Genomic DNA, 17,869 nt, shown 5'->3' with positions numbered 1-17,869 from the left:
ATGACGACGACGATGACGACTGGTGGGACATCAGCTTCGATGACTCGGTGCTGCCACCGAAGGACTAACCCCCACCCGGGGGCCGCACCCCGCGACGGCGCCTGCCACACCCACCCCACCTGTGGCAGGTGCCGCCCGGGCGTGCATCCGCCTCGAAGCAGTAGGAACACGACGTGATCGACCGTGAGCTGCAGGCATACAGGGGAACTATCGCCCCGACGTTGCGGTTGTTTGGGAATCGGCTTGTGGGATTTCTTCAGCGGTGAGGGAATACCTGCACCACCCAGACTCACACCGCTCATGTAACCTGGAGCACACCTCGCGCATGAAAGGCGGTGTCATCATGATCCATCTCAACTTGTTTCGAAGAAACCCCCAGTACGGCATCTGGTACCTGGGCGATACCTCGGAGGCGTCGCCGGCAGCCCAGTAGTCGCTCCCCGGGTTTTTAGCGTCGTGGCAGCAGCATGGGCCTGCCCTGAAGCGCGGTACCCCCGTAGACGACGACCACCCCAGCGCTCCTTAAGTGGGGCGCTGGGGTGGTCGTGTGCGTGTGCGGTGTTTAGGCGGTGGCCTTGGCGACGTTTTCGAGGAGGATGATGAGGTCGCCCACGCTGTAGGTGCCGTTGGTCAGCATGTTCTGCAGGTCGTTGACCGGCAGATTGCCGCTGGCGATGAGGTCGCGGACGGTGTCGACGAGGGCTTCGGCGGGGCCGATGTCGATGCCCATGTCACGGGCCACGGTGAGGACCGCACCGATGGCGACGACGCCGGCTGCGGCGGCGAGGATCGCGCCGACGAGCTTCGGGTTGGCTTGGCCGAAGGCGGCGAGCTCGTCAATGCCGGGCACGTCGATGGGGGTGAGGTTGAGGTTCAGGCCGGCCTGGAAGTCGGCGAGCTGGTCGCTGGTGCCGTTGAAGAGGTTCATGTCGGTGTCGACGGCGATGCCGGAGACCCGCCCGGAGCCGGTGCGCTGCCACATGGTCATGTAGTCCCAGCCGCCGGGGAGGACCGTGGGCGGTGCAGACTGGTAGGCCGCGAGCCACAGGGGCAGGTGGTTGAACTCGGTGGTGTTGCCCACCTCGTTGTCCCAGAAGTAGCGGTAGGTGTAGATGACCGGGGTGCGGCCGGTGAGGGTCTGGAGTTCGTCGACGAAGGCGCGGATCCAGTTCTGCATGCCAGCGGGGCTCACACCGTCGTTGTATTCGATGTCGAGCACCGGCGGGAGGCTGGGCTGCGGCTGGGTGCGGAGCACTGCGGCGTACTCGGCGGCCTGGAGGCGCGGGTCGGAGGTGGCTCGGCCCATGTGGTAGCTGCCGACCATAAGGCCGGCGGCGGCGGCCTGCTGGCTGTCGGCGGCGAAGTGCTTGTTGACGTAGCCGAGTCCTTCGGTGGCCTTGATGATGGCGAAGGACTGGCCGTCGGATTTCACCTGGGACCAGTCGATGGGCTGGTCGCCGGGGTGCTGCCAGGTGGAGACGTCGACGCCACTGGGGGCGTTGACGCCGAAGGCGCTGGCGGCGTGGATGCCGGCGGGGGCGATGAGTGCGGTGGTGACAAGGAGGGCCGCGATCCGTCGGAGCTTCATGCGGGCCACGCTACAGCAACGACCTCAACTTTCACACTTTTCACACGCGTAACTTCACTCACATCTGGTAGAGGGTGGGCTGATACTCACCACCTGCAGCATCAGCCACCGCCTGGGCCCGGGCCCGGCGCACCACCACCACGAACCACGGATACAGCACCAGCATCACCCCAGCGACGATGAAATACTGCCCCGGCTCACCCAGCTGCATGTTCCACACAAAATGCCCTAAGAACCCGACGAGCACGTACCACCAGCGGGAACGCTCACCGAACAGCCACTGGCCCAGGCCGTAGCCCACGAAGCCGACGAGCACGACGTGCAGGCCGGGGCCCAGCAGCGACCGCAAGCCCCACGTCCACAGCACACCGTGCAGATCCGAGTTGGCGTCGTACACGGCACCACTGATGCCGTAGAGGTAGTTCTCCAAGAGTTCGAAGCCGAGGCCCACCCACATGCCGTAGATGAGGCCCTCCCAGGGCCGCTTGCCGAACAGCCACAGCAGCATGAACACACCCGCACCCTTGGCGATTTCTTCCGGATAGGCGCCCGCGAAACTCATCGACGCCCACTGGATGCCCAACGAGTTGGCAATCTTGAGCCACGCATCCCCGCCGGCGGCGACGAGCAGCATCGAGCCTGCCGCACCCCACGCGAGAGCGCGCAGCGCGAGCCGGAAACGGAAGCCGGGGAAGCGGCGAGTGATCAGCCAGATCACCAGCACCCACACCGCGACGAAGGCGAGGGACACCATGCCCGCGGCCGGCACGAGCAGCACCTGCGCCAGCATGTAGAAAGCAACGACGACGGCACCGCCGACGACGGCGAGGATCGCGGTGATCTGCAGCAGGTAGGAGCTGGCGGTGCGGCGCTCCGGGAGGTGGGGGCGGCGCTGCTGCGCCCAGCGGGGCACCTGGCGCACCCCCGCAGCATCGGCGGCGGGTACCTCAGAGGTGGTGTAGGGGTTCATGGTTAGCGGTCCTCCGAAAGCTTCGCGATGGCGTAGGCGGTGAATTCTTCTTCTTGCTCACCGAAGGACACCCACACGAGGGACTCGTCCTCACGGAAGTCAGCGACGAGGGTGCCCTGGATATCGTCGAGCACCCCCTCACTGACGACGCGCTGCACCCACAGGCCGTCCTTGATCTCTGTGGCAAGTCCCTCCGGTTCGAGGTACAGGGCCCGGAAGAATCGCTCCAGGGAGTTCAGCTCATCATCCGATGCGCCCACGGCCATGGTGTACACGGTGGTGTCCCCACAGTCCCAGGTGGAGTGGAAACCGAGGAGGTCCTCCACGCAGCGCAAACCCATCTCTTCGTCACCGAGGGTGATCGGGGTGGGCTCGGGGTCGGGCATGCTCCCCACCAGGAGGTTCGGGCCTGCCAGCAGCAGGGCGACGATGCCGACGAACGCCGCCCACTTCGGGTAGGTCACCTGAGGTTTCAACCGATACATGCAAAACACCCTAATGTGGTGGGCATGCAAGACCTATATCGCGAAGTCAATGGCGAGTGGCTGGACACTCACGTCATCCCCGCCGACCGGGCCTCTGATGGGGCGTTTTATGAACTGCGGGACGATGCCGAGGCGGCCGTCCACGAGCTGGTGGCCCGGGATGAGGGCCTGCCGGGCACCTTGTTCCGCTTGTTCCTCGACACCCGCGGCCAGCTGCAGGACCTGGAGGAGGATCTCGCTCCCCTGCGGGCGGCCACCACCGTGGAGGAGGTCATGTCGGCGATGGGCGCCCTGGACCGCAGTGGTGTGGGCGGCCCGGTGGGTTTCTATATTTCTAAGGACGCCCAGGGCACCGTGGATGTGGCGTACCTGGTGCAGTCCGGCCTGGGCCTGCCGGATAAGGAGTACTACACGGCTGAGGTGCACGAGGAGCTGCGCGCCGACTACACCCGCCACGTTGCTCTCATGCTGGGTTTGCTGCACGACGCCGGTGTGGGCGGCGCGGCCGACATCTCTGATCCTGCGGCGGCGGCCGAGAAGATTGTGGCCCTGGAGTCGCAGTTGGCGGCCGCCCACTGGGACCGGGAGGATGCCCGGGATGCGATCAAGACGTACAACCCGACGACGGTGGACGAGTTGCCGCCCCACACCCGCGCTTTCGCGCAGGCTGCCGGCATTCACGGCCGGGTCATCAACCGCAACCCCAGCTTCCTGCCCGCAGTGGAGGCCCTCGACGACCTGGAGGCGGTGAAGTTGTGGGCGACGTGGCGGGTGCTCGCCAGCCGCGCCGCCCTGCTCAGCGATGAGGTGTCTCGGGCGAACTTTGATTTCTACGGCACGCGCCTGGCCGGCACGACGGAGCAGCGGGCCCGCTGGAAGCGGGCGGTCGCCTTCGCCGAGGGTCATGTGGGTGAGGAGATCGGCAAACTGTATGTTGCCGCCCACTTCCCCTCCACCCACAAGGCGGAGATGATGAACCTCGTCGACTACCTGCTGGGCGCCTATAACGAGCGCATCCGCCAGCTGTCGTGGATGACGGAGGACACCAAGGCCAAGGCGTTGGAGAAGCTCGCGAAGTTCACCCCGAACATCGGCTACCCCGACCGGTGGCGCAGCTACGAGGGCTTGCACGTCGACGCCGCCGCGGGCCTCGTCGCCGCGGAGCGGGCGTGCAACCGTTTCAACCACGACTTTGAGATCGCGAAGCTGGGGAAGCCGCACGATGCGAGCGAGTGGCACATGACCCCGCAGACGGTGAATGCGTACTACACGCCGTTGACGAATTCGATCACGTTCCCCGCCGCCATCCTGCAGGCCCCGTTCTACTCCCCGGAGCAGTCCGACGCCGCCAACTTCGGTGGCATTGGTGCCGTCATTGGCCACGAGATTGGCCACGGTTTCGATGATCAGGGCAGCCGCTACGACGGGGATGGGCGCCTGGAGTCCTGGTGGACGGACGCCGACCGCGCCGCCTTCGAGGAGCTCACCAGCAAGCTGGTGGCCCAGTTCGACGGGAAGATCCCCGCCGTGCTGGCGGACGTCGACGGCATCACGGGCGTCAATGGCCGTTTCACTCTCGGTGAGAACATTGGTGACTTGGGTGGTCTGGGGATCGCGCTCGTCGCCTACCTCCACTACGCCGACGATGTGAGCGACGAGGACCTGCGCGAGTTCTTCACCAACTGGGCACGGGTGTGGCGCAGCAAAACCCGCCCGGAGATGGCGGCCCAGCTGCTGACGATCGACCCGCATTCCCCGGCCGAGTTCCGCTGCAACATCATCGCCGCCAACATCGACGACTTCTACCGGGCGTTCGATGTGGATGAGGATGCGCCGATGTACATCGCCCCCGACGAGCGCGTGCAGATTTGGTGATGAGCGAACCCGTCTTCGATGCGGCGACGGGCCGCACGTTCCACGTTGGCGGCCACGAGGGCACCTTGTCGCCCGAGGAGGAACTCCTCCAGATTGATTGGTACATGGGGCAACACCACCCCCAGCCGCAGGACCCGCACGAGTATGCCGGCTGGGTGGCTCGCCTGCCGGATCGGCTCACCCACGCCGCCATGATGGTGCTGGGTGCGGCTCGCGACCACTCGTGGCCCGGCACGAACCTTGGCGCCGGGCTAACGATCAGCACAACCCCGGTGGCGGAGGTGTTCACCCCCGACGGGCAGGCCGCCACCGGCCCCCGGGTGCTGGCGCTGCGCCCGGAGGGCCTCGACGACACGGCCCGCGCGATGGCGTGGCAGCCGCCGCTCGCGGCGCTCGCCGTGCAGGCCGGCGCTGAGGTGTGGGACCTGCACGACCCTGCTGCTCTCAGCGGGGCGCTGGCCGCCGCGCAGTCCCCCCTGGTGGTACTGGGTGCGGGCAGTGCCGCCCGCACCATCCTGCGGGCCGCCGCCGCGGGTGAGCTATCGCCGGCGACCTGCCGGATTGTGCTGTCCCGGCCGGATATTCCCGACACGATCGACCCGGCGACCGCCCTGGCGGGCTTCCTCGAGGAGGAGCACCCGGACCGCCTGCTGGTACTCAGTGGTACTCACGACGTCACGGTGACTGCCCACCCGGCGCTGGCGGGCCACACGACGTGGCTGCCCGCCACCCACCACGTGTGCACCCCTGCGACCGCCCGGGAGCGGGTGCGTCTCATCGCCGAGTTCATCCGCCGCTAACCCCGACAGCACCCCATTTTTCCCACCACCCCACTGCGCGGGTGGTGGGATTTTTTGGCGCTCCCCCCAATAAGGCGCGGCTGTTAGGCGCAGTGCGGCAGCAGCTCCGCGAGGAACTGCGGGACGAGGGACTGTTCCGGGAGCAGCATCCGCAGGCCGAGCGGGTCGGCGCACGCCACCTGGGCGCGGACCTGCGCGCCGGTGGTGGCGGGGGTGGTGCCGAACAGCCACGGCATCTGTGCCACCCCACCGGCGGGTGGGGTGGTGGCGGTGCCGACGATGAGCCCCGCCAGGTCCCCGGTGAGTTGGTCGGCGGGCCCGTAGGTGCGGGCCACGATGACGTAGTCGGGCCCGATGGAGGCGGTGGCGTTGACGTCGCCGTGATCGGACCAGCCGTATTTGGTGGCCCACACGCCCGGGATGCGGCTGGTGCCGTAGTCCTGGTGGTAGCCGTCGGCCGCGATGGGGGCTGCGGTGGCCATGGCCTGCAGCATCGGGGCGGCGGTGGGGTCGCTGCGGACTGCGTTGAGGAAGCGGGCGACATCCATGGTGGAGGTGGTGGCGTGCCCCCAGTTGGAGCCCGGGTGGGAATCATTGAGCCCGTACTGGGCCATGATCTCGCCGATGGCGTGCGGGTAGCGGGCGTCGAGCTCGGCGGCGATGCGGTCGTCGGAGAACCGGATCATCGCCGGCACTTTCGCCCGGTCGGCGACGTCCCCGTGGGCGAGGACCCAGTAGCCGAGGTACAGCTTCGCGAGCGACAGGGCCGGCCCGCCGGCGGTGGCCCCCGGGGTGGCGGAGACCTGGCCGTCGAAGTTGATGATGGCGATCTGGGTGCGGGGCGCGACGGGCCCCGCCGGCAGGGTGAGCGCCTGCGCCGCGGGCGGGCAGGCGAGAATACCTGCGGTGGCGGTGGCGGCGGCGACAAGGGCTGCGGCCGCCCGGTGGCGGTGGCGCGACGTGATGGGCATGGGTGGGAATTCTACCCCGCGCTCACGCACCATTAGTTGATGGTGCCGAGGTCCCCAAGGTCAAGCCCTTCGAGGGGGTCGCCCTCGTGGCCTTCGATGATGGGCTCGTCGACTTCGCAGAGGGTCATCGTCCCCCCGGTGGGGTCTTCAACGAGGGCGAGGCGGCCGAATTCGGAATCCCAGGGGCCGCGCAGGACCCGGCCGCCGAGATCCGGCACCCGCTGGCAGGTGGCGTCCAGGTCGGCGACACCCAGGTAGGTTTGCCAAAAGTTCGGCACCCCCGGGGGGAAGTTGTCGCTGGTCCACAGGCCGGCGAAGGGGGCGCCGTCGACCTGGGCGGTGACGTAGGAGAACCCGTCGCCGGGGGTGGTGGCGACAGTCGTCCACCCGAAGACGTCCCGGTAGAAGTCGACGGTGGTGTCGAAGCCGGTGTCGGCGGTGGCGGTGAGTTCGTGCCACACGGCGGTGCCGGGTTCCCCGCCGGAGACGAACGCTTCCGCATCGCGGGGCTCGATGAGGCCGAAGAACCCGTCACCGGGGTCGAGGACGAGCGCCATGCGGCCGAGCTGCACCTCCGTCGGCGGGGTGGTGACGGTGCCGCCGTGCTCGGTGACGCGCGCGCAGGCGGCATCAATGTCGGGGGTGAAAAAGTGCGTCACCCACGTCGCGCCGGCGGGGGCGTCGGCGGGCTGGGCGATGAAGCCCGCGACGGGCAGCCCCTGGGCGCGCGCCATCCGGTACCCGGCGACGGGGGTGGCGTCGTCCGCGTCGTCGGCGGTGCGGCTGCTGGTGTCCCAGCCGAGGAGTGCGGAGTAGAAGTCGGCGGCGGCGTCGACGTCGTGGGTCAGCAGGTCAATCCAGTACGGCAGCCCATCCTGGGCGTGAAAAGCAGGCATGGTGTGTGCTCCTAGACGTTCTTCCACTTCTCGGGGTCGAAGCCGTCGTTGGCGGTGGCTTCGTCAAAGTAGTCATCGTCGTCCTCTGCGGCGGTGACGGTGACGCGGGTGTCGGCCACGCCGACGACATCGCCTGTGTGGAGGCTGCGGCCGCGGCGGGTGTCGACGTCGCCGTTGACGGTCACCTGGCCGCTGGCGAGAAGTTCTTTGGCTTCCCCGCCGGTGTCCACAAGGTTCGCCAGTTTGAGGAACTGGCCGAGTTTGATGGTGTCGTCCCGGATCGCTACGTCGAATTCCATGCCCGCAAGTATGCCACGTGTAGGAACGCTCACAGCCATGGGCAAAACGGCCCACAGGTGGTGGTGGAGCGCCTACGCTATGCAGCTATGCGCCCTGAGATCATTCTCCGCACCGCGATGCTTGACGATGCCACTGCGACGGTGGTGGCCCACGCCCAGGAAGGCTACCTGGATCTCTCCCCGGATGTTGCCGGCGAGGCGGCGGGTGCGATCACGTGTATGGAGGAGCCGGGCCGGCGGGTGGGGATCCTCATTGCGGCGGGTAATCCCCGCAATGCGCTCGCCCGGGCGGAGGTCATTGATGCGGCGACGGCGGTGGCGAACACGCCGGGCGGTGGGGTCATCATTGTGGGTGCGACGGCCGGCACCGGCCAGATCATTGGCACCTGCCTGGATGCCGATTTCCTCGTCCGTGGCCTGGAGCGGGCCCGCATGGCGGCCACCGCCACCGTGCACCACGCGTGCGGGCAGCGGCTGGTGGCGTTGACGATCGTGCCGTCGCGGCTGCCGTTGGCGAACTCCCGCGGCCTGGTCACGTGGCGGGTGACTGGGGAGGAAACCACCACGGATCGTTTCACCTGGTGGCAGGCGCACGCGGATGCGGCCCAGTGCGATCCGATGGCCGCGTCCTCCTCGGCGCGGCTCAGCGACGCCCGGGAGGAGGCGGTGGCGTTGGCGCGGGGGTTGCGGCCCCGCTTGAGCAAGCTGAGCCCCCAGTTGTTTGTGCGCCACATTGGTGCGCTGCACGCCGATGGGATGCTCAGCGAGGCGGGCAAGGTGCTGTTGTGTGAGCTGGGCTTCCCGGCGGTGGTCATTGTGCGCGACGGGCAGGTGCTGGCCCCGCCGGCGGACACCTCCGCCCTGGAGCAGCTGGTGTTCGCGCAGCGTGCCCTGCAGGACGCGCACCCCACCACCCCGGAGGGCGCCTACCGGGAGGCTCTTCTCAATGGGTTTGTGCACCGTGACTGGTCCACCCAGGACCCCACCGTCGTCACGATTGAGCAGGAGCGGCTGACGGTGACGTCTCCGGGCGGTTTCCATGGGGGTGTCACCCCGACGACGGCGACGAGCCGACACGACGCGAAATCGCCGGCGCTCACCGACCTGTTTCGGGAACTGCACCTGCTGGACAAGCAGATCAGTGGCATTCAGCGCATGCTGTACCGCATGGTGTTTGCCGGCTACGCACCGCCGACGTGGCAGGAGGTGGATGCGGGGTCCGGGCGGGCGGTGCAGTGCGTGTTCGATACGCGCCGCCGCGACGATGTGGTGGCGGACATGGTGCGGGATATTGTGCCGGCGGATCGGGCGTTCGATCACCGGTTGGCGCTGCTTGTGTACTATTTGCGCCGCCATGAGGACATTGATGTGGCCACTGCGGCCGGGCTGCTGAGCGCGAATCTGCAGGATGCGTGGGAGGCGTTGCGGGCGGCCTGCCAGACGGCGTGTGGCGGCAGGCAGCTGGTGGTGGCGGATGTGCCGGAGGAGGAACTCACCCCGGCGCCGCGAGGGGAGGTCCGCTTCCGCCTGTACCACCACGCCTAGAACAGCGCCATAGCCCCGGTGCCGACGAGGGTGGCGCCCACCCCGAGGAAGATGACGCCGGCGACCATGTCGATGGTGGCGGCGTGCCGTGCCAGGGGCCGCGCGATGACGGTGGCGAGGAGGGCGAAGGTGACGAACCAGGCCAGGCCCGTGCTGATGAGGATGCCGGCGAGTGCGACTGTCCACCCGGGCCCCATGTCGGGGGTGAGGAATTGGGCGAAGACTGCCCCGAAGAAGATGATGGCCTTCGGGTTCGACAGGTTGGTCACCAGCCCCAGGCGGAATGCCTGGCGGGCGGACATGGGCGGCACCGCCGCGTCCACGGGCTGCGCCGCGGCGCCGGTGGCTGTGCGCGCCGCCGCCCGGCGCGCCCGCAGGCCGCCTGCCAGGGCCTGGGAGCCCATCCAGCAGAGCACGGACCCGCCGAGGATTTCGAGGGCGTGGGTGAGGTGCGGTTGGGAGGCCAGCAGGGCGGACATGCCGGCGAGTGACAGCACGATCCACGCGGTGTTGCCGACCATGATGCCGAGGGCTCCGAGGATGCTGCTGCGGCGGGAGAGTGTGGCGAGGCGGGCGAGTTGGACGGTGTCGGGCCCGGGGCTGGTGATCGCGGCCAGCCACACGCTGAGTAGGGCTGCGAGCTGGGTGGCGGTCATGGGCGGGTGGTGTCTCCTTCGGGCCGCCGCCACCCCGCGCGGGGTGTGCGGGGTGGGCGGCGGGGTGGGGTTTTAGACCTGGTCGACGGGCATGATGCGAAGTTCGTCGATGTTGACGTGTGCGGGGAGGGAGGCGACCCAGCGGATCGCTTCGGCGATGTCCTCGGCGGTGAGGTTGTGCTTGTTGGCGTAGACGGCGTCGGCTTTGGCGGCGTCGCCTTTGAAGCGGACGAGGGAGAAGTCGGTGTGGACGCGCCCGGGGTCGATTTCGCAGACGCGCAGTGGGGTGTCGGCGGTTTCGAGCCGGAGCACCCTGCTAAGGGCTGCGACGCCGTGCTTGGCGGCGTTGTAGCCGGCGCCGCCGACGTAGGGGACGCGGGCTGCGATGGAGCCAATGTTGATGACGAGCCCGCCGCTGGCGTGGAGTGCGGGGAGGAGTGCTTGGGTGACGCGCAGGGTGCCAAGCACGTTGGTGTCGTACATCCATTGCCAGTCGTCGAGGTTGGCGTCGGCGACAGAGTCGAGGCCAAGGGCCCCGCCGGCGTTGTTGACGAGCACGTCGACGCGGGGGACGGCGGCGGCGAAGGCGGCGACGCTGGCGTCGTCGGTGACGTCGAGTGGGAGTGCGGTGCCGCCGATGTCGTCGGCGATGCGCTGGAGGTTGTCGAGTCGGCGGGCGGCGACGATGACGTGCCAGCCGTCGGCGGCCAGTGCCCGGGCGGCGGCCTCACCGATGCCGGAGGAGCCGCCGGTGACGACGGCGATGCGGGCGTCGTCGGGGATGGTGGGGTGCGGGGTGCTCATGGGGGTCAGGATAACAGCCCTTGTGCTGGTGGCACCCGGTCGTTGACGACCCCGAGTGCTTGGAAGAGGGCGTACATGGTGGTGGGCCCGACGTAGCGGAAGCCGTGTTTTTTCAGTGCTGCGGCCAGCCGGGTGGAGTGTTCGGTGTGGGTGGGGATGGCTGCCACGTGCCCGGGGGCGGGCGCGGCGGGTGGGGCGTAGGCCCGGATGACGTCTGCGAGTCCGCCCTCGGCCCGCAGGCCTTGGGTGGCCCGGGCGTTGCTGATGGTGGCCTCGATCTTGCGGCGGTTGCGCAGGATCGCCTCATTGGACATGAGTCGGGTGACGTCGTGCTCGTCGAAGGCGGCGACGGTGTCGACGTGGAAGTCGTGGAATGCTGCCCGCAGTGCGGGCCGCTTCGCGAGGATGGTGGCCCAGGACAGTCCGGCTTGGAAGGCCTCCAAGCTGAGCCGTTCGAACAGGGCGTCCTCGGTGAGACTGTTCAGGGCGTCGGGCCCGGGGCCCAAGGCGCTGATGCCCCATTCGGTGTCGTAGTAGCTGGCGAGCATCGGCGTGTTCGCCCACTGGGGCCGCCACACCCCGTCCGCTCCTGCGACGAGCCCGGTGACGGGGCACACCGCCCCCGGGGTGGGGGTCGCCGGCGGCTCCGGCGTCGTGGTGGTGTGGGTGCTCATGGGGGTGCTCCTTGGGTGTGTCGTGGTGTGTGGGTGCTGTGGGGTCCACGCTAACCCCGGGTGCGGCCCTGCTGCCCCACCGCGCGGCGGGTTGTCCACAGCACGGCCCTGTGGTGGGGTGCGCGGGTACTCGCGACACCGCACCTGTGGACACAGCCGTGCGCGGGCGGGGGTGTGCTGTGTATGGCTTGCGGGTCGCGGGGGCGTGTGGGGGCGCTCAGTAGACTGCACACCCATGACGAGCACACACCCTGCCCCCACCGGGCCCGCCGCCGCACCGTCTGCCACACAATCCGCCGGCCGGCCGCCGTTTGATGTGGCGTGCATCGGTGCCGGCCTGCCGGTGCTGGGGTGCGTCGACGACGTGGCTGCGGCGCTGCGCGGCAGCGGTTTCGGCGCCCCGGGCCGGGTGGTGGTGCAGGCCCCGCCGGGCACCGGCAAAACCACCCTGCTGCCGCCGGTGGCGGCGAACGTGGTGGCGGGTTCCCCGCGGCCGCGGGTACTGGTGGTGGCTCCCCGCCGGGTGGCGGTGCGGGCGGCGGCGCGCCGCTTGTGCCAGTTGAGTGGTACTGCTGTGGGCGAGCTGGTGGGCTACCAGGTGCGGGGTGATTCCCGCCCGGGTACTGCTGTGACGTTTCTGACGCCGGGGGTGCTGCTGCGGAAGCTGCTGGCCGACCCGGAGCTGGCGGGGGTGGGGGCCGTGCTGGTGGATGAGGTGCATGAGCGGCAGTTGGATACGGATGTGGCGTTGGCGCTCGCGCTGGAGGCCTCGGATCTCACCGGCGAGATCGCGGTGGCGGCGATGTCGGCGACGATTGATGCGGCGACGTTTACCACCCTCATGGGTGGGGCGCCGGTGGTGGATACTCCGGCGGTGCTGCACCCGGTGGAGGAGGTGTACGCACCCCACCCGGGGCGGCTGACGGGCACCCGCGACTTTTATGCCCACATTGCCGAGTGCGCGGCGGCGGAATTCCGTGCGGCCGCCGGCGGGTCGGTGCTGGTCTTTGTGCCCGGCGCCCGGGAGATCACACTGGTGGCGGAGGAACTTGCCCGCCGGGATGCGGCGCTGCCGGTGTTTCCCCTCCACGGGCGGCTGACCGCCGCGGAGCAGGATGCGGCCTTGTACTCCCCAGGTCCCCGGATTGTGGTGTCGACGGCGATTGCGGAGTCCTCGCTCACGGTGCCGGGGGTGCGGGCGGTGGTCGATGCGGGTCTTGCACGGGCGCCGCGCCGCGATCATGGGCGCGACATGGCGGGCCTGGTGACGGTGTCGGCGGCGAAGCCGCAGGTGCAGCAGCGGGCGGGCCGTGCGGGCCGTGAGGGGCCCGGCCGGGTGGTGCGCGCGTTCAGCCAGGCGGAGTATGCGAATCTGGCGCCGAGCATCACCCCGGAGATCGCGACCCAGGATCTCACCAGCATGGCGTTGGTGTGGGCGTGTTGGGGTGCGCCCGGTGGGGCGGGCCTGCCGCTGGTGGATGCGCCGCCGGCGCGGGCGTTGGCGGCGGCGACGGGGGCGCTGCAGCGCCTGGGGGCTGTGGATGCGGCGGGGCATGCGACTGCCGCCGGGGAGCTGTTGGTGCGGGTGCCGGCGGATCCGCGCCTCGCGCACGCGCTGCTCAGCCTGGGCCCGCAGGCGGCGGGCGTGGTGGCCTGCGTGGCGGAGGATCCGCAGGGCAACCTGGATGCGGTGCCTGACCCTGGCCGCCACCCGCAGGTGGGCCGGCTGCGGCGCCTCGCGGAGCAGTATTCCGCCGCCTACCAGGCGGCACAGGCGCAGGCACAGACAGACATCGGGCAGTCCCCCACCCCGGTGGCGGCACAGCTGCCGGTCACGGCGGGGGTGGTGACGGCGTTGGCGTTCCCGCAGCGCATCGCCCGGCGCGTCGACGAGGGCGTGTACCTCACAGCCGGTGGCACGCGGGTGGCGGTGGATGCGTCCCTGGGGTTGCAGGATGCGCCGTGGATTGCGGTCGCGCAGGTCGACCGGGTGGATGGGCCGGCGCGGGGCCCGTGGGCGGTGCGCGGCACCGCCACCGGCGGCGCGGGCCGCCCGGGCCGCGGCACTCAGGCTGCTGGTGGTGCGGGTGGGCGGCTGCCGGTGGTGCGGGCGGCGGCCCGCCTCACCGAGGAGGAGGCGCGGGCGATCGGCGACGTGGTGACGACGACGAGTGCCTCCATCGACCCCGCCACGGGCACTGTGAGTGGGCGGGCGATCACCCGCCTGGGCGCGATTGAGTTGTCCTCCCAGCCGGTGCCGCTCATCCCGGAGTCGACGCGTGCTGCGCTGATGGATGCGCTGGCGCACGAGGGGGCGGCGCTGCTGCCCGGGTGGGAATCGGAGCCGGTGCAGGCGATGGTGGCGCGCCTGCAGTGGGCGCACGACACCTTGCAAGGCCTGTGGCCGGATATTGCGGCCCTGGCCGGCCCGGGGGATGCTGCAGGACGAGGCGGGGCGGCCGAGTGGCTCGCCCCGGAGATCGACGCCGTCGCCCACGGTGCCGCGTGGAAGGACATCGATCTGACGGCCGCCCTGCGCAGGGTGGTGCCGTGGAACTATGCCTCGGTTGTCGACGAGCTCCTGCCCGCCCGGTGGGTGGCGCCCAGTGGGCGGGCGGTGCCTATCGACTACAGCACCCCCACCCCGTCGGTGAGTATCAAGCTGCAGGAGTGTTTCGGCCCGGCCCCGCACCCGGTGGTGGGGGCATCAAGCCGGCTCAAGGACCCGGCGCCTGAGACGCCGATGCGTCACACCCCGGGGGTGCCGTTGACGGTGCATTTGCTCAGCCCTGCGGCGCGGCCGATTGCGGTGACGGCGGACCTGCCGGGCTTTTTCTCAGGCTCCTATCAGGCGGTGAAGAAGGAGATGATGGGCCGGTATCCGAAGCACCCGTGGCCGGACGATCCGTTGACGGCGACACCGACGGCGTTGACGAAGAATCGTGCCGCCGCGCAGGGCATCCACTAGACACCGCGGCGTGCCCTCAGATCAGCGGGCCTGCCGGGTGATGCTCACGGCGGCGGCCGCCATGATGGCCGCGTCGAGAAGCAGCCAGCCCGTGGGGTGGGCGGCCGACTGGGCGATCACACTGACCACGTCGGCGCAGGCGGTGATGCCGCACAGGGCCACCAGCACCCCGGTGGCGGCGCGCAGCACCCGATCGTTGCGCGCCCAGCCGACAAGCAGCAGGCACAGCATCCGCACGGCCAGCACCAGGCCGAACAGCAGTGGCGCTGCCTGCGAGTAGCGGGCCGGGAACCCTGGCAGCCCGTGGAGGAGTGAGTAGGTGATCGCCGCGAACTGGTCGCGCTGTTCGACGAGGAGCCACACGCGGGGCAGGGCGGCGATCTTCCACCAGTGGTGGGCTGCCGCCTGGGTGCCGGCCGCGGTGGCGGCCACGCCGCCGATGAGCAGGATCATCTCGACGAGGGTGATGATGGTGAGCAGCACCCACAGTGCGGCGGCGAGGAGTCGTGCCCGCCGCCCGCGGGCGGGGGGTGGGGTGCAGGTGTCGGTGCTCATGGGACTCCACGGGACATAAGCCGCGGTCGGGGGAACGACTGCGGGGCAAGACAAATAAGGGTAACGAGGACAGAAGCACTCAGGCACGACGGCCACGGGATGCCGCGGGTGCGTGAAGGGGGGAGCGGTCGCGCGGGTACTGTGTCACCCATGCGCAATCACCTTGAATCCTCCCCGCAGCCTGCCTCCCGCAGCGCCACCGCACACACCGACTGTGTGTTGACTGCGGCTGAGCAGGAGGTGCCCTGCGATCTCTACGACCGGGCGTTGGATCTGCTGGGCGAGGAGACCGACATCATTGATGCCGCCCTCGACGTGTTCGACCAGTCTTAAGGGTTTTAGGCCTTCGCGCGGAGCGCTGTGTGGACCTGCCAGGCGATGGCTGACCAGGCGCCCGCGATCGCGGCGCCGCCCGCCAGGTCGCTGAGCCAGTGCACGCCCATGTAGAGCCGGTCGTAGCCGACGAGCACGCACCAGGCCGGCATGCCTACGAGCAGCGGGGTGGGGATTTTTTCCCCACGGCCGGCGTAGCGGAGTGCCACGAGGGTGCCGCAGGCCGCGACGGCGGCCAGCATGTGCCCGGAGGGGAAGGAGCGGGCGTGTTCCACGGCGAGGCGGAACATCTCCGGGGGGCGTTCGCGGCCGACGAGTTTCTTCACCCCCGTGGAGCACGCCTGGGCGGCGACGACCATCATGATGCTGGCGGCCGCCTGGGCGGGGGTGACCTGCCAATCCCACCAGGGCCGCCCGCTGTCACTGGCGGTGCGGGCGGTGCGGCGGGCGCGGATCGCAGGCCACGCCAGTACCCCCTGCCCGAGGGCCCAGAGGCTGCCGGCGGTGACGACGACGCCGGGCTGGGCGACCCAGTGGATGGTGGTGAAGAATGCGTCGGCGGCGGTCGGCATCTCCCAGGGGGCGGGGGTGCCTGCGGCGACGGGGGAGGCCCCGTCGGCGGTGGGGCCGGGAGAGCCGGCCGGCCGGTGGCTCACCACGAATCGCCACACCGCGTCATCGAGGCGGCCGGTGGGGCCGGTGGCGATGGGCTGGTGGGCGAAGTTTTTCACCGCGGTGGTCACGGCCTCCTGGGCGCCGGCGGGGAGGCGCTGGAGGAGGTTGTCGACGACCGCGCGGCCGCCGGCGGCGGCGCGCCCGAGGGTGTGGAACAGGTGGGTGCTCATGGTGGGTTCCAAGCTACCAACGACCCCGCCTGCGCGGCGAACGGATGCACCGCGCGGGCGGGGTCGTGTGTGAGGCGGCGGGTCTCAGCCGCCGCGGGGTGGGTGTGACGGGGGTGGGGTTTAGCGCCAGTAGTTCTGGTCGTGCCCGGTGTGGGCGGCACCGCCGTAGAGTTCGCACTCCCAGCGGCCCAGGTCAGTGCGGCTGTGGGTGAAGCAGCCGGCGAGCTGGTCGACGCGGGTCGCGTACCGGGCACCCCGGTGCACGGTGGTGTTGGTGTAACCGGACCGGGGGTCGAGGTTGACTTCGCAGGCGTTGACGTCCGTGCAGTAGTTGCCGTGGAAGTTGGCGGTGTTGTTCACGGCGACAACGCGGCCGGTGCTGTCGATGACGGGGGAGCCGGAGGACCCGGAGCGGGTGCTGCAGCCGGGGCCTTCCATGCGGAACGCGCCCTGCCAGGTCCAGCCGCCCTCTTTGAGCTTGTCGACGTTCGCGGTGATGGTGCAGTCGTAGGAGCGTTTCCAGTACCCGGAGGTCACCTGCACGCCGGTGCCGGGGCCGGCGGTGTCGTTCGCGACGATCCGGGGGATCGTTCGGTAGCGGCGGTACAGCTCCTCGTAGGTGATGCCAGCATCGAAGATGGTGATGTCGCTGCCGGTCGTGGTGGAGTACAGTGCGCGCGTCGTCGTCAGGGTGCCGATCTTGCGGGCCCGGTCCCCGGCGAAGAGGTACACCCGCTGCCGGGAGGGCATGTTGGTGACGACGTCGCCGGCGCGCATGCGGTTGTTGTAGCAGTGCCCGTTGGTGAGGATCAGTGCCTGGTCGCCGGGTTCCGCGTCGGGGAGGGCGATGATGCTGCCGGAGCAGTTGCCGACGCGGACGATGGCGTCGAACTGGGCGTGGCGGGTGTTCGCGGCGACGCGGGCAACCTCACCCCAGGGCGCGGCAGCCGCCCCGGCGGCCTCAGCTGCGCTCTCACCATCGAGGCCGTCCAGGGACTCAGCCTCAGCGGCCGCACCGGCGTCGACGAGGTCGGCGGCGGCCACACCGGCGTCACCAGGGGTGTCCCAGGGTTCCGCCTGTGCGGGAGCAGAAACCGCCAGGAGACAGCCTGCGGCGAGGATCGCGGCCGCGCCGCGGGAGAGTTTCGAAGTCATGACCGGGCACTGTAAGGCGCGCCTCGCGCGCCGCGCAAGTGCCCTCCCACCGGCCACGGACGGCGCGTACGTGCCCGCGAGGTGGCTTCGTGCAGGGTGCGTGTGGCTGCACATGTGGCACCGGGGTGGGGAAAAATTTCTTCCCCTCCCCCGGGGCGCCGGGGTGCTGAGCCGAGTGCGTTGCACACCGCCGGCGGCGGGGCGGATGGAGATACCGCGCGGTCCGCGGTGCCCGCCCCCGGGAATGATCTGCGTCAGCACAGTCCGTACAATCCGCGAGCCTCACTCGTCGCGGGCGACAGGGCAGTGTCAAGTCGCCTAAGCAAGTTGTTCATCGGACAGTAGTTTATTAAAGACCTCCACCGGGGACCACGAATCCAAACACCGCCGGGGACGGATATTGATCTCGTTCGCGATCATGTCCAGCAGCTCCTGATCGGTGGGCAACAC

The 17,869-nt window shown here is 69.7% G+C and carries 17 protein-coding genes and 1 pseudogene; 6 read left to right on the top strand and 12 right to left on the bottom strand.

Going from position 1 to position 17,869, the window contains the following annotated elements:
* Nucleotides 1-562: 562 nt before the first annotated feature.
* The 3 genes from C1Y63_RS11855 to C1Y63_RS11845 are packed head-to-tail and all read right to left on the bottom strand — an operon-like array spanning nucleotide 563 to nucleotide 3,043.
* Nucleotides 563-1,588 (bottom strand): glycoside hydrolase family 25 protein, encoded by a 1,026-nt coding sequence (locus C1Y63_RS11855; RefSeq protein WP_106016665.1) that lies wholly within the window; start codon nucleotides 1,586-1,588, stop codon nucleotides 563-565.
* Between the two features lie 58 nt (nucleotides 1,589-1,646).
* On the bottom strand, nucleotides 1,647-2,558 hold the full coding sequence (locus C1Y63_RS11850; RefSeq protein ID WP_106016664.1) for a PrsW family intramembrane metalloprotease: 912 nt from the start codon (nucleotides 2,556-2,558) through the stop codon (nucleotides 1,647-1,649).
* A gap of 2 nt (nucleotides 2,559-2,560) precedes the next feature.
* A complete protein-coding gene (locus tag C1Y63_RS11845; protein WP_146128956.1) occupies nucleotides 2,561-3,043 on the bottom strand; it encodes a hypothetical protein in 483 nt (160 codons plus the stop codon).
* 24 nt (nucleotides 3,044-3,067) lie between these two features.
* Here C1Y63_RS11845 and C1Y63_RS11840 point away from each other — a divergent pair, with 24 nt between their 5' ends.
* Entirely contained in the window at nucleotides 3,068-4,918 is a 1,851-nt protein-coding gene (locus C1Y63_RS11840; protein ID WP_106016662.1) for a M13 family metallopeptidase, read from the top strand.
* A complete protein-coding gene (locus C1Y63_RS11835) occupies nucleotides 4,918-5,718 on the top strand; it encodes a hypothetical protein (protein ID WP_106016661.1) in 801 nt (266 codons plus the stop codon). Before C1Y63_RS11840 ends, C1Y63_RS11835 begins: the two co-directional genes overlap by 1 nt.
* An 83-nt stretch (nucleotides 5,719-5,801) precedes the next feature.
* Here the strand turns inward: C1Y63_RS11835 and C1Y63_RS11830 are convergent, their stop codons facing one another.
* The 3 genes from C1Y63_RS11830 to C1Y63_RS11820 are packed head-to-tail and all read right to left on the bottom strand — an operon-like array spanning nucleotide 5,802 to nucleotide 7,884.
* Nucleotides 5,802-6,689 (bottom strand): hypothetical protein, encoded by an 888-nt coding sequence (locus C1Y63_RS11830; protein ID WP_106016660.1) that lies wholly within the window; start codon nucleotides 6,687-6,689, stop codon nucleotides 5,802-5,804.
* Nucleotides 6,690-6,721: 32 nt separating this feature from the next.
* On the bottom strand, nucleotides 6,722-7,585 hold the full coding sequence (locus C1Y63_RS11825; RefSeq protein ID WP_106016659.1) for a VOC family protein: 864 nt from the start codon (nucleotides 7,583-7,585) through the stop codon (nucleotides 6,722-6,724).
* Nucleotides 7,586-7,596: 11 nt separating this feature from the next.
* Nucleotides 7,597-7,884, bottom strand: a complete 288-nt coding sequence (locus tag C1Y63_RS11820) for an RNA-binding S4 domain-containing protein (RefSeq protein ID WP_106016658.1) — start codon at nucleotides 7,882-7,884, stop codon at nucleotides 7,597-7,599.
* Between the two features lie 87 nt (nucleotides 7,885-7,971).
* Between C1Y63_RS11820 and C1Y63_RS11815 the strand changes: the two genes are divergently transcribed.
* Nucleotides 7,972-9,429: an ATP-binding protein gene (locus C1Y63_RS11815; protein ID WP_106016657.1), complete on the top strand. Its 1,458-nt coding sequence runs from the start codon at nucleotides 7,972-7,974 to the stop codon at nucleotides 9,427-9,429.
* Here C1Y63_RS11815 and C1Y63_RS11810 read toward each other — a convergent pair.
* From C1Y63_RS11810 to C1Y63_RS11800, 3 genes are all read right to left on the bottom strand, one after another.
* Entirely contained in the window at nucleotides 9,426-10,085 is a 660-nt protein-coding gene (locus C1Y63_RS11810) for a LysE family translocator (protein WP_106016656.1), read from the bottom strand. The genes C1Y63_RS11815 and C1Y63_RS11810 overlap by 4 nt on opposite strands.
* 72 nt (nucleotides 10,086-10,157) lie before the next feature.
* Nucleotides 10,158-10,889: an SDR family NAD(P)-dependent oxidoreductase gene (locus C1Y63_RS11805; protein WP_106016655.1), complete on the bottom strand. Its 732-nt coding sequence runs from the start codon at nucleotides 10,887-10,889 to the stop codon at nucleotides 10,158-10,160.
* Nucleotides 10,890-10,894: 5 nt separating this feature from the next.
* Nucleotides 10,895-11,563 (bottom strand): DNA-3-methyladenine glycosylase I, encoded by a 669-nt coding sequence (locus C1Y63_RS11800; RefSeq protein ID WP_106016654.1) that lies wholly within the window; start codon nucleotides 11,561-11,563, stop codon nucleotides 10,895-10,897.
* On the opposite strand from C1Y63_RS11800, the pseudogene C1Y63_RS13345 reads away from it, so the two are divergent.
* Nucleotides 11,562-12,878, top strand: a pseudogene (locus C1Y63_RS13345) (DEAD/DEAH box helicase); the annotation flags it as partial. The gene C1Y63_RS11800 and the pseudogene C1Y63_RS13345 sit on opposite strands and share 2 nt — an antisense overlap.
* A gap of 975 nt (nucleotides 12,879-13,853) precedes the next feature.
* Complete coding sequence (locus C1Y63_RS13340) at nucleotides 13,854-14,531, top strand: ATP-dependent helicase C-terminal domain-containing protein (RefSeq protein ID WP_369831050.1); 678 nt, start codon at nucleotides 13,854-13,856, stop codon at nucleotides 14,529-14,531.
* A 21-nt stretch (nucleotides 14,532-14,552) separates the two neighbouring features.
* Here the strand turns inward: C1Y63_RS13340 and C1Y63_RS11790 are convergent, their stop codons facing one another.
* A complete protein-coding gene (locus C1Y63_RS11790) occupies nucleotides 14,553-15,086 on the bottom strand; it encodes a hypothetical protein (RefSeq protein WP_106016652.1) in 534 nt (177 codons plus the stop codon).
* A gap of 150 nt (nucleotides 15,087-15,236) precedes the next feature.
* Between C1Y63_RS11790 and C1Y63_RS11785 the strand changes: the two genes are divergently transcribed.
* Nucleotides 15,237-15,419, top strand: a complete 183-nt coding sequence (locus tag C1Y63_RS11785; RefSeq protein WP_106016651.1) for a hypothetical protein — start codon at nucleotides 15,237-15,239, stop codon at nucleotides 15,417-15,419.
* Between the two features lie 5 nt (nucleotides 15,420-15,424).
* Here C1Y63_RS11785 and C1Y63_RS11780 read toward each other — a convergent pair whose 3' ends face one another.
* Together C1Y63_RS11780 and C1Y63_RS11775 are read right to left on the bottom strand one after the other, a co-directional pair.
* Nucleotides 15,425-16,264 (bottom strand): phosphatase PAP2 family protein, encoded by an 840-nt coding sequence (locus C1Y63_RS11780; protein WP_106016650.1) that lies wholly within the window; start codon nucleotides 16,262-16,264, stop codon nucleotides 15,425-15,427.
* Nucleotides 16,265-16,384: 120 nt separating this feature from the next.
* The gene (locus C1Y63_RS11775; protein ID WP_106016649.1) at nucleotides 16,385-17,419 is read right to left on the bottom strand and encodes a serine protease; all 1,035 of its coding nucleotides are present in this window, start codon (nucleotides 17,417-17,419) and stop codon (nucleotides 16,385-16,387) included.
* Between the last annotated feature and the right edge of the window lie 450 nt (nucleotides 17,420-17,869).

The sequence above is a fragment of the Corynebacterium sp. 13CS0277 genome, from assembly GCF_002994655.1.
GTDB lineage: Bacteria > Actinomycetota > Actinomycetes > Mycobacteriales > Mycobacteriaceae > Corynebacterium.
Note: the sequence above shows the minus strand (reverse complement) of the source record. Positions and strands in the feature narration are given on the sequence as shown.